Annotated in this window: 15 protein-coding genes; 4 read left to right on the top strand and 11 right to left on the bottom strand. The window is 65.2% G+C overall.

Going from position 1 to position 16,227, the window contains the following annotated elements:
• Positions 1-27: 27 nt before the first annotated feature.
• The 5 genes from AC5I5I_RS24650 to AC5I5I_RS24630 form a co-directional block, all read right to left on the bottom strand.
• Positions 28-975, bottom strand: a complete 948-nt coding sequence (locus AC5I5I_RS24650; protein WP_495977585.1) for a ParB/RepB/Spo0J family partition protein — start codon at positions 973-975, stop codon at positions 28-30.
• A gap of 4 nt (positions 976-979) precedes the next feature.
• Positions 980-1,729 (bottom strand): ParA family protein, encoded by a 750-nt coding sequence (locus AC5I5I_RS24645; RefSeq protein ID WP_495977583.1) that lies wholly within the window; start codon positions 1,727-1,729, stop codon positions 980-982.
• A gap of 212 nt (positions 1,730-1,941) precedes the next feature.
• On the bottom strand, positions 1,942-2,148 hold the full coding sequence (locus tag AC5I5I_RS24640; RefSeq protein WP_495977581.1) for a hypothetical protein: 207 nt from the start codon (positions 2,146-2,148) through the stop codon (positions 1,942-1,944).
• Positions 2,149-2,633: 485 nt separating this feature from the next.
• A complete protein-coding gene (locus AC5I5I_RS24635; RefSeq protein ID WP_495977580.1) occupies positions 2,634-2,942 on the bottom strand; it encodes a DUF736 domain-containing protein in 309 nt (102 codons plus the stop codon).
• 355 nt (positions 2,943-3,297) lie between these two features.
• Complete coding sequence (locus AC5I5I_RS24630; RefSeq protein WP_495977578.1) at positions 3,298-4,224, bottom strand: ArdC family protein; 927 nt, start codon at positions 4,222-4,224, stop codon at positions 3,298-3,300.
• A gap of 289 nt (positions 4,225-4,513) precedes the next feature.
• Here AC5I5I_RS24630 and AC5I5I_RS24625 point away from each other — a divergent pair, with 289 nt between their 5' ends.
• Together AC5I5I_RS24625 and AC5I5I_RS24620 are read left to right on the top strand one after the other, a co-directional pair.
• Positions 4,514-4,780 (top strand): type II toxin-antitoxin system Phd/YefM family antitoxin, encoded by a 267-nt coding sequence (locus AC5I5I_RS24625; protein WP_495977576.1) that lies wholly within the window; start codon positions 4,514-4,516, stop codon positions 4,778-4,780.
• Positions 4,777-5,250: a type II toxin-antitoxin system VapC family toxin gene (locus AC5I5I_RS24620; RefSeq protein WP_495977574.1), complete on the top strand. Its 474-nt coding sequence runs from the start codon at positions 4,777-4,779 to the stop codon at positions 5,248-5,250. Before AC5I5I_RS24625 ends, AC5I5I_RS24620 begins: the two co-directional genes overlap by 4 nt.
• A gap of 63 nt (positions 5,251-5,313) precedes the next feature.
• On the opposite strand, the gene AC5I5I_RS24615 is transcribed toward AC5I5I_RS24620, so the two are convergent.
• The 5 genes from AC5I5I_RS24615 to AC5I5I_RS24595 form a co-directional block, all read right to left on the bottom strand.
• Complete coding sequence (locus tag AC5I5I_RS24615; RefSeq protein WP_495977572.1) at positions 5,314-5,901, bottom strand: hypothetical protein; 588 nt, start codon at positions 5,899-5,901, stop codon at positions 5,314-5,316.
• A 401-nt stretch (positions 5,902-6,302) separates the two neighbouring features.
• On the bottom strand, positions 6,303-6,626 hold the full coding sequence (locus AC5I5I_RS24610; RefSeq protein ID WP_495977725.1) for a hypothetical protein: 324 nt from the start codon (positions 6,624-6,626) through the stop codon (positions 6,303-6,305).
• Positions 6,626-7,513, bottom strand: a complete 888-nt coding sequence (locus tag AC5I5I_RS24605) for a DUF7007 domain-containing protein (RefSeq protein WP_495977570.1) — start codon at positions 7,511-7,513, stop codon at positions 6,626-6,628. Before AC5I5I_RS24605 ends, AC5I5I_RS24610 begins: the two co-directional genes overlap by 1 nt.
• A complete protein-coding gene (locus AC5I5I_RS24600) occupies positions 7,510-7,983 on the bottom strand; it encodes a UCP036055 family protein (RefSeq protein ID WP_495977568.1) in 474 nt (157 codons plus the stop codon). Before AC5I5I_RS24600 ends, AC5I5I_RS24605 begins: the two co-directional genes overlap by 4 nt.
• A gap of 96 nt (positions 7,984-8,079) precedes the next feature.
• Complete coding sequence (locus AC5I5I_RS24595; RefSeq protein WP_495977567.1) at positions 8,080-9,771, bottom strand: ParB N-terminal domain-containing protein; 1,692 nt, start codon at positions 9,769-9,771, stop codon at positions 8,080-8,082.
• Positions 9,772-10,086: 315 nt separating this feature from the next.
• On the opposite strand from AC5I5I_RS24595, the gene AC5I5I_RS24590 reads away from it, so the two are divergent.
• Both AC5I5I_RS24590 and AC5I5I_RS24585 read left to right on the top strand, forming a co-directional pair.
• Complete coding sequence (locus tag AC5I5I_RS24590; protein WP_495977565.1) at positions 10,087-10,437, top strand: antitoxin Xre/MbcA/ParS toxin-binding domain-containing protein; 351 nt, start codon at positions 10,087-10,089, stop codon at positions 10,435-10,437.
• A gap of 9 nt (positions 10,438-10,446) precedes the next feature.
• On the top strand, positions 10,447-10,944 hold the full coding sequence (locus tag AC5I5I_RS24585) for an RES family NAD+ phosphorylase (RefSeq protein WP_495977723.1): 498 nt from the start codon (positions 10,447-10,449) through the stop codon (positions 10,942-10,944).
• 76 nt (positions 10,945-11,020) lie between these two features.
• Here the strand turns inward: AC5I5I_RS24585 and AC5I5I_RS24580 are convergent, their stop codons facing one another.
• Entirely contained in the window at positions 11,021-16,117 is a 5,097-nt protein-coding gene (locus AC5I5I_RS24580; protein WP_495977563.1) for a helicase-like domain-containing protein, read from the bottom strand.
• Positions 16,118-16,227 lie beyond the last annotated feature (110 nt).

Here is a 16,227-nt window from a genome sequence, read left to right as displayed (position 1 = left end):
CACTGGCAGTGCGCTGGCCCGCGCTGCTCAGCCCACCAGCACGGCGTCGATCCGAAGCTCGCGAACAGGCACGTCCTCACTTCCACCATCATCGAAGGCGACGCGGGGGCGCGCCTGTTCAGCATCCGGCCTTGCGTCGAGGACCAACTGGCCGATGCGCTGGCCTGCGCGCACCCGCACTATCGCGCCTTTTTTGCCCGGGACGGTCAGCGCTGTGGCTGAACCTGAGGCTGGCTTCTCGCGAGCTGATGCGCGATCGTTCTCCGGCGCTCGGGCATCTTTGGCCCCATCCCCTGCTGCTGTGTCGTGCGCTGCCGCTGGCGCGACGGGCGACCGGACAGCGGATGCAAACTCTCGGGCCTGCGCGTCGGTGAAGGTATTGCGCTCCTTGACGGCTCGCTCCACGTAGGATGGCTCCTGCCGCCACGCCTGGTAGAGCTCGTAGACCGCACGGATTGAACTGGTGGCCAGCTCGTCCTGCAAGAAGCCCGGCATCTTCGGCACCGCCGCATAGCGCGAAACCCAGTCGCGCGGCTTGCCCAGACGCCGAGCAATCTCGGTTTGCTTCTCGCCGGCCTCGAGCCGCGCCGTGATGAAGCGCGCGATCTCACTGGGCTTCAGATCGTCGCGCTGAATGTTCTCGACCATCTGGGCGTAAGGGCTCGCGTCAGCGCCGTCCTGAACGAAGACGGGCGCCTCGACCAACTCGGCGAGCTTCGCAGCCCGGTAGCGCCGCGCGCCCATCACGATGATCAAGCGCCCGGCCTGATCGGAGCGCCGAACCACGATCGGCTGGAGAATGCCGTCGATCCGGATCGACGCCGCAAGGTTCTGCAATTCGTCCTCCGGAAATTCCTGCCTTGGCTGACCGGGATCCTCGTCGATCAGGTCCAGTGCGACCCTGAGCGCGCGGCCATTCGGGGCGCCCTGTTCGGCGGCATCCGCCAGGTCCTTGAAACTCAGATCCAACGCCATGCGATCAGCCCATCTGCTCGACGATGCGCGACAGAACGAGGCGGATTTCGCGGCCGGCCTCCTGCGCCGAGCGCTTCTTCAGCTTCCACACCGGCACACCCTCCGCCACCGCCTCGGCATAGCCATCACGCGCCACGATATGACCGGGAAAGACGTACTTTCCCGCCTCGCGGAGAAGCTGGTCGAGATGCGCCCGCTGGCGGGGCGACTTCGTGTTGAAGTTCGACGGCAGGAGCCCAAGAAACTTCATGTCGGATCGGCCATAGCGCTTCTGCACGCCGATCACGGTCTGGAGCAGGCCTTTCACGCCCTTCACCGAATAATCCTCGAGATAGATCGGCGACAGCACATGGCTCGCCGCAACTAGGGCTGCCACGCTGCGCAATCCCAGCGAGGGCGGGGTGTCGATGACGCAGACGTCGAACGCAGCGCTCCCGGCGCGGAGATTGTCGCGGAACTGCTGGATGCCGGCCGCGTCGCCTCGATCGACATCGGTGAGGGAGCTGTCCGAGGCCGCAAGCGTGACGCCATCAGTGCCGCCGGTGATCGGGGCCCGGGCCCCGCCCTGTCGAAACAGCTCGGCAGCCGTCACGTCGCCACGATGACGCTTCATCGTATCGGTGGCGTTGCCTTGGGCATCCGCGTCGATCAGCAGCACCCGGCCGCCGGTTTCGGCCAGGTGCCAGGCAAGATGAACCGCCAGCGTCGTCTTGCCGACGCCGCCCTTCTGGTTGTTGATCACGATGGTCTTCATGCGAACGCGACACAGTCCCGACGATTTCAATCGGAGCGTGTTCTGGCGGGAGATCGCGGCGATGACGTGACGGTGTGGTTCAAACCACACCCTCGGCGATAGACCAACGGCCTCCTGGCCTGCGCGTAGCGGAGCACGCGCAGGCCAGGCGACATGCGAAAAGGCCGGCCCGACGCACGTGGCGTCAGACCGGCCGTCTCGGATCGTGATGCTCAGAATGGCAGTGCGGCAAGCTCGGCGGCGTGCATCGGGGCCCAGCCCTCGATATCCGCGAAGTATCCCGTCTCCGCATCGCTGCGGTCCTGCTCCGTCAGGAATTCAAGCTCGCGCTTCGCCTCGCGCCGCTCGCGCGGCGTCAGGCAGGTATTGTTCAGTTCGGCCTTGAGTTCGGCAATCTGCTGATCGATCGGCATGGTCATGAGAACCTCCTTCGTCTCGAATGGACGAAGGCGCCCCACGCGTCGGTGGAGACCGGGTCAAGGATCGGCGTAAGCCGACCGCCGTAGGCGGCGCGTGGGGGAGCCGAAATGCGCCAGCATTTTGGGGGCACCGCGCGTCCTTGAGGCGGGCTCCGCCGGCCGTACCATGGCACGACCAGAGAGCCCCTCCAGTTCGCGCGGGAAGCACCAGGGCGGCTGACACGGCGCAGATCGCGCAATGGCTAAGGTGTAGTTTGAACCAACAAATGCCGAGATGTGGTTTGAACCACAAAGCGCCCGCCGATCGCTCCATTGAGTCGGATGTGGTTTGAACCACAAGCCGCGCTGAGGGCTCTTTGGGGCCGGCTGTGGTTTGAAACAACAGCAAACAGAGGAGGTAAAAAGGGCGGGGTGATTTCGCAGGCGTGGCTGTGAGGCGGAATGATTAGCCCCGCCTCGCGGCGGGGCCATCTTGGGCTGGGAACTCAGTTGCGGTTCGGGCGGGACCAGATGAGCTGGAGGCCTTCCGTGCCTTCGACTTCGATCAGGTTGGCGTAGATGGGGGCAGGAAAGCTCGGATCGTCGAGCTTGACTGAGAGATAGTCTCGCCCCTCATCCGAGGTCTTCTGCCAGGCCGCGCCAAACTCGACAGCGCCTGCGAGGATGCGGAAGGCCGGACCCTTCTCGGACGGCCGCTCCGGGCGCACCATCTTGGCTTTGACGTTGAGGTTGAGGGTCTTGATCGTGCCGTTGAAGCCGTCGCCGTTCGAGGTGAAGCTGCCGATGATCGCCATTGTCGTAGTTCCTTCTGGTTGCTCGAGGCTATCGCCCATCGCGGCCTCGATTGCAGTCGAAAAACTGGAGGCGCTCGACCTGCATCCTGAAGGGACCGCAACGTAGTGGAGGACGGCCGGGAGTGGCTTTCTTGTCCCGCGAGGAATGGGACCGCAGGGCCCAGGGGAAGAAAGTCGCGCCCGGCCGTTGCAGGTGTGAGAGCGAGACGGCGCGTCAGCGCCGACGGCCTCCGGTCAGACATGCCCAACGAGGACGCAGTGGACGGAAACGCCCTTGGAAACAGCCGGGGACCGCATGGTGGCAGCGCCCTTCAGTGATCACGAACTGGCTTCGACATCATCGAGCTCGATCACCTCAAGCAGCCTCCGCGATCGAGCTGGTCTGCGGCTGCAGCCCGTGAAGATAAGCCACGGCCCGCTGTGCATGCGCCGCGGCTGCAAAGATGAAGCGTTTGTCGCTGGACAGAACCTCGAGCCAGGAAGCGAGATAGCTGGCGTGACCTGGACGCGGCTCCAGCTCCGGCATGATGCCAAGATCGGCGCAGAGGAAGCAGCTTCCGAGTTCCGCGATCAGCTCCTCGCGCGCCCGCTCGCTTCGATCCTTGCCGTAGCGACTGAGATCGCGGTTCGCGCGATGCCGAGCTGCCGTCCAATGCGTCGCCTCATGGCTCAGTGTCGCGACATAAGAACCGCCATCGCGAAACGCCGCGAAGGGCGGCATCTGAATGTGGTCCGTCGCCGGAGAGTAGTAGGCGCGATCGCCGCCATGTCGGATGACGGCGCCGGTCTGAGCAAAGAAGCGATCGGCATGATCGATCCGCTCGATCGGATCGCAAAGCGGTTCAGACGGGTTATGGTCGTTGGCGGGCAAGCCGTCGATCTGCTCGGCGTTGAAGACCGTGTAGGATTTGAGGAACGGGATCTCGCGATCGACCGCATCGCCCAAGGCATCGGTTTCGGTTTTCTTGAAGCGGCTCGCGAAGACGACCGTCGAGCCGGTCTCGCCCTTGCTGACAGCACCGCCAAGTTCGAGCGCCTGCTTGAACGTCATCCAGATCGGCGAGGCGTATCCGCGCGCTGCAGCTTCGGACCAGAGCAGGAGCACGTTCATCCCGCTATAGGGCAGGCCGTTATGCCGCAGCGGCCGTGTCATGTCTCCACCGCCGTTTCCAGAACGCCATGGCTGCATCCACGGACGCACACCCCTCTCTAGATCGGCGACGATCCTGTCGGTGATCTTCGCGTAGATATCCGCGCGCGGCTTCTTGTCTGACCTGCCCATGATTCAACCTCCATTGTAGAGGTCGCAGCCGTTGCGACCCCGTCACGGAGGTCGAGCAGCCGGGAGCCCGGGCAATGGCTGCACCCGGCGGGCTGGAACGAAGTGGAAGACGGCGAAGCCGTTGCAGCCAATGCCGTCCCGGCCAAGACCGTCGTCCGGGACGGGTCGCGATCGGCCGATCGGACCTGACAGTCCTATCTCGCGTCCGAGGGCTGGCGCCGGGGGCCGATAGCCGCTATCTTCTGACTATCTGACTAGATTAATCATTATGGTGAAGAGAACTGCGCGAATGGCCAAGGCGTTGCCCCGAGGACGATGGAAGCTTGAAGACGCCAAGGCGCGCTTCAGCGAAGTCGTGCGTCACGCACGGACCGAGGGGCCGCAGCGGGTGAGCGTGCGCGGCCATGACGCGGTCGTGGTCATGAGCGTCGAGGAGTTCGAGCGTCTGGTTACGCAAGAACCGCAGGCACCCTTCGTCGAGTTCATGGAGAGCCTGCATCTGGACGGGCTCGACTTGGCGCGCGAGGCAGATTTCGGGCGGGACGTCGAGCTTTGAAAGGCTGGCTGCTCGACACAAACGTCGTCGCCGCGCTGATCAATCCCAATGGCGCTCCATCGGTCAAGGAATGGGCGCGCAACCAGCAGGAGGACAGCTTCTTCATCAGCGTCCTGACGCTGGCCGAATACGACAAGGGGATCCACAATCTGGCTCCCGACCATCCCGACCGGCCGAGATACAAGGCCGCCCGCGATGCTCTGGCGATGCGCTTCAAGGACCGAATGCTCGGGGTTGGCAACCCGGTCGTGCTGGCCTGGGGGCGGTTGTCCGGAGAGATCAGGCGGGCGAGCGGTCATCCGCCGACGGTGATCGACACGATGCTGGCGGCGACCGCGATCGAGCACGAACTCTATCTCGTGACGCGCAACACCAAAGTCGTTAGCGCGACAGGCGCGGTGGTGTTCGATCCGTGGAACGATGACCCGGACCGGTTTCCGCTTAGGCCTGCCGGGAAAAGAGCGCGTTGAACAATGACCGGTCGCACTGGCCAATGAGATAGTGAGCGGGGATGGCGCCCCGCTCACGCCGGCTCAGCCGAACGCCGCCATCTGGGCCGCGGCCGCCTTGCGGTCAACGGATGGGCCGGTCGTCTCGGCGGCTCGCTCGAAGGGCTTCCACCGTTCGCCGATGACCTGCTCGTAGGCGGTGACTGCGCCCTCGGCCGCCATCAGCAGAGCGTGCGCCTGGACGCCCATGTCGGCGGCGAATTCTCGCTTTCGCTGAGCGGGGCCGTCGAAGCCGACCGGCCCATCGACATCCTCATTGCGAGCGTCGCAGGCCGATTTGGCAGTGGCGTCGCGGGCCTCGGTGACCGCGCGGGAGTAGAACTGTCCGGCGCCATGGGCCGAGCCGACATACGCGCCGACGATGCGTTGCAGGTGGATCTGCATCGCCCGCTCACCGAGCCCATCCTGCAGGCTGGTGGCCGTCTCCACGATCAGCCGCTCGTGCATGTCGCGGATGCCCTCGCCATCGAGGACAGGGAGCCCAAAACTCTCGGAGATGAGGAGCGCCTGCTGCGTGTCGGGGCAGGCGAGCCGGGTCATTTCGATGGTCGTGCTCTTGCGGAACGGCACGACGCGGGCGGTCTGCCGGGGTGAATGTACGGTCTTGGCCATGGGAAAAGTCCTTTCTTCGGTTGCGCCCTCGGAGCCGGATCGGCGCCTGGCCGTCGTCCCCTCGGGTGCGGTCGATCCGGACCGTCGAAAGCCCTGGCGCATCAGGGCCCGGCCTATGCCAGGCGAGCGGACGAGGCCTGCGGCCAAGCAGGGCGATTGCCCTTGCGAAGGACGCTGCGCCTCGTCTGCGAGATCGCCAAAGGCCGGCCGCCACGCGGCGCGGAACGCGGCCTTGAAGCGCCTGGCCGACGGTTCAGACCGCGGCAAACCCGAGAGGACGAGGGCCAGCCCGGCCTTGCGTCAGCGACGTAAACGAAACGGACATTTGGGCCTCGCAGCCATGCGCCGCCGATCGCCTCGGATCTGACGGACCTACAACGGCCGACCCCCACATCGCCCGGTCACGCCGCGCCCGGAGCAAACATCCGATGACGTTCGCAATGGGCGGCGATGGCCCGGTCCTGCCGCGCGAGCTTGCGCGACAGCGCCTCGATCTCCGGCTGGCGCTCGGCTGTCAGCGCGGCAAGCGTCGAGCGATAACATTCCAGCACCGTGCACATGCCGGACGAGTTGCCTCGACGATCGCCATGGCGTTTGCGCTGCTGCGGGACCAACGTGATCGCCCGGCGCGTAATCTGCCGGTCGATCAGCTCGAGCTGGCGCTGGACCTGACGGCGCGCCTCCTCCATGCGGGAGAGCTGCGCCAATGCCTCGGGCGCGATGATCACGACAACGCTCCGCGCTGCCAGCCGAGGAAGCTGGAAGGACCGCCATAGACAGCATGACGGCTCGGATCGATGACGAAGCCGAACCGGCCGACCGCATACTCGTCCGCTGGAACGAGAAAGCGGCGCTCTTCGGTCCCGGTGCCGCGCCGGTCGCCGAGCGTGGCGACGCATTCGACAAACCCCTTTTGATGCTCGGACGTGATCGCCGAAACCACGATCCAGTCGCCGGCATGTGCATCATGAAAAGCCCGCCGGTCCTTCTCATAGGATTCGCCTGGTCCGAGCAAGACGCCGAAGATCGTCTCCCATGCGTCGGGCCAGCTATCCTTGACCGAGCGTTCGGCGCAGCGCCGCTCGAAACCGGTGAAGAGGTCAGGGAAGGTGATCGCGACGATCGCCCAGGCGCAGTCTTCTTCGTACCATCCGTCTTCCGCGCGCAGGAGCGGATGCACCTGTCCGTTGCGCTCGGTCGAGAGCTTGTAGCCGCCATGTCCGGCGGTCGAATAGGATTCGACGCCCTCGGCGTAGACAGTCATGCCCTGCGACATGCCCCATGGCGTCTGCGCCCTGCTGCGGATTTCCTTGCGACCGAGCGCCCTCTTTTCGCACTGATGCTCTGCGTACTCCCGGACCTTGGCGTGAAACGCGGCCTCATTATCCAGGCTGCCGGCATGGCCGTAAAAGTAGGACCGACGCCATTCGGTGAGTGGGCGCGGAATGCGCCAGCCCGTAGCGAGATAATGATGACCGTCGCGCGCCGGCAGCATGGCGAAAGCCGTCTCAGCCACCCGTGCGACAGGGAGGTTATCTGCCGATCGGCCGAACTCGATCTCCGGGGTTCCAGGCGTCGCAGCGGTAGCTTCACAAGAATGTACGTCGCTCATGCCGCCCGCCCCTCGATGACGGCAGCGCCAACCTCGTCCGCTGTGATCTCTTCGAGCACTGCTTGAGGATAGCTATGGCGGGAGAGCCATTCCTCCGCTGCTGGCCGATGCGGCGCGAGATGGACCAGTTCGGCACCCTCGCCTGCACGATCGAAAACACGCACGGACCCGATCGCCAGGCGCTCGACAACGCTGAAGTCGAGGGTCGAGTCCAGCGAGAAGGCGCGATGGACCCGGATCGCGACGACGACGCCGGCGCCGAAATCAGCCTCATGCAGGGTGAAGCTGGCCGACAGGCTGAGAGTGCCCATGCTCCTGCCAGGCAGCTTTCGGATCAGGCGGCCCGTGCCGTTGTTGGTCAGCCAGGCCGCGAGTTTCCTGGTGAAGCGCTCCGGCGGCCGCGGCGTGCCGTCGGACCAGATAATGGTCGAGCCGATGGGTGCATGATCATAAATTGCGTGCGCGGACATGTTCGTCCTCCGTGATGGCGCTGCTTGGAAACGAAACCGCCGCCGGCACGAGGCCGGCGGCGGGATGTCGATCGGACGTGAGTGAGGAGGTCGTAACTATTCCGCAGCGACCCGGTAGGCTTCGTCGATCGTTTCAGGATCGACGTCGTCGAATGCAGCGGCATCGCCGGACCCTATATCGGCATCGTCCGCCGTGACGTCGGCGTCGTCATCCATGCCGACCGCGCTCTTCGAGCGCCAGGTCGCGACCTCGGCTGCGGCCGGCGCGAACGCCGCCGACGGATGGACCAAGCGCTGCTCCTTGAAGTGCTCGACGAGCGCGGCGCGCGTGTCCTTCACCCGGGCGCGAGGAAGCACGGGAGTATCCTTGCAGGAGCGCTCCAGCGCCTGGCGCGACAGGCAGGACAGGAACTCTTCCGTGCCCATGGTGGGCAGGAACCCGTCCGCACCGATCGCGTCGCCGGCAAGGCGAGCGACGATGCCGCTGTTCGTCCGGTTTTCGCGGGCCGAGAGGACGTCGATCAGGGCGGACCGGGCCGCGACGCGCAGCGTGTCCCGGTCGAAGACGAGTTTCCCGTCGCCATCGACCAGTTGCACGGCATGACGCTCCATCCGGGCAAATCCGTAGACGTCGTCTGACGCCCCCGACTGAACCGAGATGTTGCGGCCCGCGAGTGCGAGCACGAGCAGCGCCATCAGCGTGTCGTCCTCGATCGGCGCCCGCGCCAGCGCCTCGTGCAGCGCATCGGTTCGCAGATCGCCGATCATCTCGACGCCCCTGCGGGTCACGTCCGGACGGGGCTTGGCCATGACGATCGCCTCAATGCCCTCCGCCTCGTCGGCGGCTTTGCTCTTCTTCTGCTCCGGCAGCCGAAAGTTTACGCTCTGCACCTTGCCGTCACGGTCGAGATACATCGCGGTGCGGTCGCTTTTGCCCGGCTTGCCGTAGACGCGTTCGGCCTTCGGCGGCAGCACGACCTGGCCATAATTGTTGACGTCGGTGATGACGCCGCGCTTGGGCAGGTGGATGGTCATCCATTCCTGTTGCGCGCCAAGAAACCCTTCGACATCGGTGGTGTAGCGGCTGTCCTCGTCGGCCGGCGCGAACAGATCCTCGACCCATGCAATGCCATAGGCCTGGGCCAGATCGTCGCCGAAGCTTGCGTCGCGCGCATACATGCGCTTCTTCGAGAGAGCATTCGCCACGCTCCACCACGACACCTGCGGGTCGGCCTTCCCGGGCTTCTGCGCCTTCCAGACTTCGCGCTGTTCGTCGAGATTGGCGGATGCGATCGCGCGCAACTGCTGCTCATTGGGCATGTCGCCCTTGGCCATGTGATCGAGCATCGCAGGCAACACATTCGCCAGCAGCCTGAGCTTCTTGATCTGGCGCACCGGCAAGGCAAGCGCGATGCCGATCGCTTCTCCCGTCCAGCCGAGCGCGACGAGCCGCTCGATCGCCCGCCACTGATCGACCGGGTTCAACGGCTCGCGGGCGATGTTCTCGACCATGCTGCGCATCGCGCCATTGTCGTTGGCGGCATCGACGACGAGCACTTCGATTTCTTCCAGACCGGCCGCGATCGCCTGCTTCACCCGGCGATGCCCGGAATCGATGATGTAGCCATTGCCGCCATCGATCTCCGGCGCGATCACCGGCGGCTGGACCAGCCCGACCGCCTTGATCGTCGCCAGCAGCAATGCGTCGGCCTGCGGAGTGGATTTGGTCTGGCGCGAGCGATCGGAATTCTCCTTCAGCGCGCGCGGATCGACTTTCATGAGATGCATGGGACTGCTCCTTCAGAGGTAGCCGGACCAAGGCCTCGACCTGTCCGGTTCAGTCTTCTTCCCGAAGACCCCTCCCAAGCCCGCGGAGCGGACAGGCCGGTGCAACTGCGGTCGAGCATCTCGGCCCGGATGGCCAAGCGGGGCGCAAGCCCTGCGAAGGACGATGGGCCGGGATCGCGACGGCGGCGGTTGAGCGCCAGCACCACCGGAATGGCCGATCGGCGAGCAAGATGTTCTTCATTCGCCTCCCCTTGTGCTTCTCTCCATCTGACGCTATTTTGCGTCAGAATAAATGGCGATTAAGGGGATCGCGACATGGGCCTCGCCCAATATGCCGATAACGGGCTGATCGCTCCGCGCCGCGTCGCGGATGCCTTCCGGACGACCAGCGAAGAAATTGCCCGAACGGCCGGGCTGGGCAAGGACGCGATCCAGCGGAAGGACAGGGTCGTGTCCGACAAGACCCAGCGGCGCCTGCGCGAAATGATCGAAGTCATCAACAAGGTCGAGCCGCGGTTCGGATCGGCGATGATGGCATACGCCTGGTATCGGTCCGAACCGCTGTCGGGTTTTTCGGGCCAGACGGCGATGCAGCTCGTGCGTGCAGGGCGGACCGACGAGGTGCTCGACTATATCGACGCGATCGACGTTGGCGTTCACGCCTGAGCCGTGCCGATCCGCTACCGAGGCAAACTCTATCGGGCGTTGAACCCGGTCTATGCGCGCGAGCCTTTGTCAGGGCGTGGCGCCGAGCTCCATGGTGGCCGGTTCAATCCGAAGGGAATGCCGGCGCTCTATGCGTCGCTCTCGATCATGACAGCGCTGCGCGAAGCCAATCGGGCCGGCAGTCTTCAGCCGACGACGCTCGTCTCCTATGAGGCCGAGATCGAAACGATCTTCGATTGTCGCGACGAGACTGCGCTGGCGGCGGAGACGATGGACCCAGCCGGGCTCGCAGACGCGTCCTGGCGTGATCAGATGAAGAACCAGGGCGAGGCCAGGACGCAAGCCTTTTCGCGCCGGCTGAAGGCGACAGGCTATAGTGGCATGCTCGTCAGAAGCTTTGCGCCGGGCGCGAGCGCAGACGACCTCAATCTGGTTCTATGGACTTGGGCCGGATCGGGTCCATCGCGTCTTGTGCTGATCGACGACGAGAAGCGCCTGTCAACATGATCGCCCTCCGATCGCGAACTTTAGAGGACTCGGTCCAAAGACCGCCCATTGCCCGGAAGGTCGCCCGAAGGCACCTTTAAGCCGCGTTGGCCGTGGCCGCGCCGCCGACATCGCTTGCCAGCGCCGTCGCGATCTCGACCAACTGCCTTCGCTTCTCGGCCAGCTCCTCGCTAAAGGTGAACTCCCCGGCCTCGCGCGACCGATACGCCGCCAGCCGCCGCTGCGCCTCAGGGAGCCGATGACGATACCGCTGCCGCTCGCATTCAAAATCCCCGAGCGCGTGTTCGAGCCGCGACACCGCGCCAAGCGGCGTCACCGTGACTGGCAGATCGATCTCGTGTTCAGCCCCGCTGCGAAGCAACATCGTCTCATAGCGATAGCCGTCGCGCCCGGCGCGCTCCCCGATGAATTCCAGGTCGAACCCGCGGATCGTTGCTACGGTCACCTTGCCCTCCTGCCGCATCTGCACGAGCGTTAGGATTTCCCGGAGCAGAGCGCGACCGGTATCCTTGCGCTCGCCATAGGATTTGCCGGTCACGGTCATCGCAAATGCGTCGCCAGCGGTCGGAAGTAGGCGCTTGATGTCACGGTCGATCTCATCGATGCGACGCGTGGAGGTCTCGATATCGCGCTCGGCATCGCGAAGCTGCCGCCGCACGGCGAACTGATCGTCCTGATGTGCGGCGCGAAGACGTTCGAGCCGGGCGATCTCGGCCTCCAGCCCGGCCTTCTGCATCAGCCGCTTATCGCCCGACGCGATCGCCTTTGCCATCGCGAACTGGCTGGCCTGCCCCTCGCCGAGATCCTCGAGCCGGCGGATCGAGGTGTCGCCCGAGAGCGCAGCAGCGATGAAGCGAGCCTTTCGCTCGTTGTTCTGCCACATGGTGGCGTCGAGCGAGCCTTGGGTGGCATAGGCGAAAATGTCGATCTCGTCGTGCTGATTGCCCTGCCGCACGATCCGACCCTCGCGCTGCTCGATCTGCGAGGGCAGCCAGGGCACGTCGAGATGATGCAGCGCCTTCAGCCGAAGCTGGGCATTGACGCCTGTGCCCATCGTCTCCGACGAGCCGATCAGGAATCGAACCCTGCCGGCGCGGACATCGCCGAACAGCCTCTGTTTGGCCTCCGATCTCTTGAAGTCCTGCATGAAGGCGATTTCGGAGGCCGGGACACCGCGCCGGACCAGCTCGTCGCGAATCCAGCGATAGGCCGAGAACCCGCGGCTCTTCTCGACGCTGATCGTCCCGAGGTCGGAAAAGATCATCTGCGCCGCGCCCGCCGCCTCATAGGGTTTGCCGTCAGGCCGGACATAAGCGTTGCCCGTCGTCTCGCGCCAGATGCGCAGGGCGTTCCCGATCAGCAGGTTGAGCTTGTTCTCCGGCTCGTTGTCGCTGCCGGGATCGACCATGCGCAAATCGATCGCGGCATGGCGGCCATCGGTGATGACTGAGAGCAGGATGTCGTCGCCGGGCTCCGGCGGCCGGTCGCGCATCTCGATCGCTTTGATGCGCTCGTCGAGCAGGCGCTGATAGGTCCTGAAGGCCGATGTCGGTTTGGCAGTCAAAATCTGACGGCGGCCGGTCGAGATCGCCGGCACCTTCACATGCCGCCGCAAATCGTCAGGCAGGACGACGTCAGCGAAACTCCGGAACATCGCGATGAGCTCGGGGACGTTGACGAAGCTGGCGAAGCGCGAGACCGGCTTGTATTTGCCCGATGGCTGCAGTTCGAGTTCGGTCGTGATGTCGCCAAAGGTCGAGGCCCAGGCGTCGAACTCGTGCAGCCCCCGCTCGCGAAGCGCGGCATGGTCCATCAGGCGCTGCACCGAAAACATCTCGCCAAGCGTGTTGGTGATCGGCGTACCCGACGCCAGCACGAGCGCCCGGCCGGGGTTCTTCGTCTCGACGAAGCGGGACTTCACAAAAAGGTCCCAGGCGCGCTGTGAGCCGTTGGGATCGACGCCTTTCAGCGTCGACATGTTGGTGGCGAAGGAGAGCTTTCGGAACTCCTGCGCCTCGTCGACGATGATCTGGTCGATGCCGAGTTCCGCGATGGTCAGGAGATTATCCTTGCGGGTCGCCAGCGCCTCCAGTCTCTCCTTCAAGCCCTCTTTCAAGCGTTCCAGGCGCTTGCGCGAGACGCGGTCGTCGGTCTCGACCTTCGTCAGCAGGGTCTCATAGAGTTTCAGTTCGTCCTGGATTATCTGTTGCTCGAAGGCGCTGGGCACGTCGATGAAGCGAAACGCCGAATGGGTGAGGATGATCGCGTCCCAGGTCGCGGTCGCGGCGCGCGCCAGGAAGCGGTGGCGTTTCTCCTTCGTAAAATTGCTCTCGTCGGCGACGAGAATGCGGGCGTTCGGATAAAGCGCCAGAAACTCGCGCGCGACCTGAGCCAGGCAATGGCCCGGCACCACCAGCATGGCTTTGGCGATCAGGCCGAGCCGGCGCTGCTCCATCACCGCTGCGGCAAAGGTCATGGTCTTGCCGGCGCCGACCGCGTGGGCGAGATAGGTCGAACCTGCCGCGACGATCCGCCAGATGCCGCGCTTCTGATGGGGATAGAGGGCGAATGCGCCGCTCGCGCCGGGCAGGTTCAGGTGCGAGCCGTCGAAGGCGCGCGGCGCGATGTTGTTGAAGCGATCATTGTAGACCCGCGCCAGCCGGTCGGTCCGATCGGGATCGGACCAGACCCAGCTCTGGAAGGCGATCTTGATCTTGTGCAGCTTCTCCTTGGCGGCTTCGGTATCGACGACGCTGAGCACGCGCCGCTCGCCGCCGCCCTCCTTCACCGTGTCGAAAATCTGCGGAATGCGGCTGTTGAGCGCGTCGGTCAGCAGCTCGCCGGCATGGCGGCGGCCGGTGCCCCAGTCGAAGGTTCCCGCCGCCAGCCAGGCCAGCTGGCGCGCATCCACTGTCCATGACGCCAACTCAGGCATGTGGCGGATCGTGATCTCCGCGCCCATCGTCTCCTTGACGAATGCGACGACGTCAGAGGCTGGAATCCAGGGCGCGCCGAGGCGCGCGGTGATGTCGGACGGGCGGAGATCGGCCGGCTGGACCGCGACGAGGGCGCGAACATTGCGCTCGAAAGCGGGGTCGAGTGCTGCAGCCGCTTCCGCAACCTTCAACTTGTCGCGGACCGGCCCCGACAGATAAGCGTCCGCCATCAGCCAGGCGCCGTCAGCCGGGTTCTGAAAGATCGCGTCGCCCAACTCGGCGACGACGTCGGCGACATCCCGATGCAGCAGCTCGGCGATGTGATCGAGATCGACCCGACCGCGCTCGTTCAGGACGACCGCAAGCGCGTCCGCAGACGAGGTGATGACCGGCGCGGCAGGCGGCGCGATAACCCGCTCGCTGAACAGCGGCCCGGGTTTGGACGTATCCGTATCGAGATCGTAATCCTCGATCGAGGCGACGAGCCAGCAATCGGGATCGTCGAGGAAGGGCTGCAGGTTCGGCCGGCGGTGAGATTCGCGAACCTCGCCGGTCGACTCGTCCTCAGAGATCGAGACCGTCGTGTGGTTGATCGGGCCGAAGTCCCGCAAAAAACTCGACCAGGCGATGCGCATGCGAACCTGCGCATCCTTCCATGGCCGGTCCTGCTCCTGGCAGCTGAGGACATCACGCACGGCATCGCGGATCGGGATCAGTTTTTGGATGATCCGGACGTGTTTTTCCGGGACGCCCTCGTCGCCCCGACCCTTTCGAACCTTCACCGCGACCGGCTCGCCGTCGACGAGCTGCATCAGCCCGCGGCGCGTATCGACGAAGTAGCTGCCCTCGCGGACGCGCGCCTCTCGCGGCAACGCCGGATTCGCGTCCGGCACGTCGCCGTAGTCGAAATCGACCTCTTCCAGCTCGCCGTCATAGAGGCTCTCCGGGAGGAGACGGATGGCGGCATCCAACGCGGCATCGAGAACGACGCTAGCCTGCGGGACGCAGGTGTAGGTCTCGCCATATGGGCCGACGGTCAGAGCGTGCGTGCCAAGTACGAAGCCGGGATTGCGCGCGAACCAGCGATTGACGCAGATAGCGCTTTCGTCCGCCGTGGCGGTCCGGATCTCATCGAGATCGAGCCATGCAGCGTCGCCCTTCGGCTCGCCCGGCTTCCGCTTCCGGAAGAACAGGATATCGACGCCGACGTCCGTGCCGGCGTCGGCGCAGAAGCTGCCTTGCGGCAGCCGGATCGCAGCGACCAGATCGGCAACCTTCGCGATGTGCTCGCGCGCCGTCGCGTCGGCCTTGTCCATCGTGCCATGCGAGGTGACGAAGGCTGCGAACCCGCCAGGCTTCAACAGATCGATCGACCGCGCGATGAAGTAGTCGTGCAGGCGCAACCCGAGTTGCCGATAGGCACGATCGGAACGGACCGTGCGATCGGAAAACGGCGGATTGCCGATGGCGAGGTCGAAATTCGCTGGTAGCTCGGTGCGCGCAAAATCGCCGGTGAGGATGCGGGCGCGCGGTTGCAGCAGCCGGGCGATGCGCGCCGTCGTCGGATCGAGCTCGACGCCGGTGACATGCGCGCAATCGAGAAAGGCGTCCGGCATGAGCGCCGCGAACAGCCCCGTGCCGACGCCTGGCTCCAGCACACGACCGCCGCACCAGCCAAGCCGTTGCAGCCCGGCCCACATCGCCCGGACGATGAACTCCGGTGTGAAATGGGCGTATTGCGTGCAGCGGGCGAGCGACGCGTAGTCGGCGTCGCTGACCGCATCTTGCAGCGCGCCGCCGATGGTCTCCCAGCCCTTGCGAAACGCCGTTTCGCCCGGCCGCCGGAAGACACCATTTGCGAGGTCGGAGGCGCCAAAGCCGGTGAAGCGGATCAGCCGGTACTGCTCATCCAGCGTCGCCGGCCGCTGCTCAGCTTCGATCTGTGCGGCGAGCCGGATCGCCGCGATGCTGTCGCGAGCGCGATCCTTCCAGCTCGCGGCCAGGCCTCGGTCGCAGTCGAGGACGAAATTGATGCCTTGAGGCGTTGCCGGCTGTGTCGCGTGCGGAGCGACCCGCAGCGCCGGTGACGGCGGCGTGGGCTCAGGCTCATCGTCGTCATTGGCTATGACACCACTGGCGCAGGCGGTGATGCCGAGGCTCAGGCTCGATGAGAGAGCGGTTTCGTTGAAGAGGTCGATGGTGAAAGGATCGAGATTCAGGCGGTGATCTTGCGCCATGGCGGAGGTCTCCTGGGGTCGGGGCGCGCGCGATCGCTCCAGCCGGATCACATCCGACGGAAGTTGCGATGGTCGCGGGACGAGGGATGGGGGCGGCTGGGCAGCCCGGC

The organism is Pseudorhodoplanes sp. (genome assembly GCF_059499825.1).
Note: the sequence above shows the minus strand (reverse complement) of the source record. Positions and strands in the feature narration are given on the sequence as shown.

Coding starts and splice junctions, on each gene's coding strand:
- AC5I5I_RS24650 (WP_495977585.1), bottom strand. CDS start 975: ATGGCGTTGGATCTGAGTTTCAAGGACCTGGCGGATGCCGCCGAACAG.
- AC5I5I_RS24645 (WP_495977583.1), bottom strand. CDS start 1,729: ATGAAGACCATCGTGATCAACAACCAGAAGGGCGGCGTCGGCAAGACG.
- AC5I5I_RS24640 (WP_495977581.1), bottom strand. CDS start 2,148: ATGACCATGCCGATCGATCAGCAGATTGCCGAACTCAAGGCCGAACTG.
- AC5I5I_RS24635 (WP_495977580.1), bottom strand. CDS start 2,942: ATGGCGATCATCGGCAGCTTCACCTCGAACGGCGACGGCTTCAACGGC.
- AC5I5I_RS24630 (WP_495977578.1), bottom strand. CDS start 4,224: ATGGGCAGGTCAGACAAGAAGCCGCGCGCGGATATCTACGCGAAGATC.
- AC5I5I_RS24625 (WP_495977576.1), top strand. CDS start 4,514: ATGGCCAAGGCGTTGCCCCGAGGACGATGGAAGCTTGAAGACGCCAAG.
- AC5I5I_RS24615 (WP_495977572.1), bottom strand. CDS start 5,901: ATGGCCAAGACCGTACATTCACCCCGGCAGACCGCCCGCGTCGTGCCG.
- AC5I5I_RS24605 (WP_495977570.1), bottom strand. CDS start 7,513: ATGAGCGACGTACATTCTTGTGAAGCTACCGCTGCGACGCCTGGAACC.
- AC5I5I_RS24600 (WP_495977568.1), bottom strand. CDS start 7,983: ATGTCCGCGCACGCAATTTATGATCATGCACCCATCGGCTCGACCATT.
- AC5I5I_RS24595 (WP_495977567.1), bottom strand. CDS start 9,771: ATGCATCTCATGAAAGTCGATCCGCGCGCGCTGAAGGAGAATTCCGAT.
- AC5I5I_RS24590 (WP_495977565.1), top strand. CDS start 10,087: ATGGGCCTCGCCCAATATGCCGATAACGGGCTGATCGCTCCGCGCCGC.
- AC5I5I_RS24580 (WP_495977563.1), bottom strand. CDS start 16,117: ATGGCGCAAGATCACCGCCTGAATCTCGATCCTTTCACCATCGACCTC.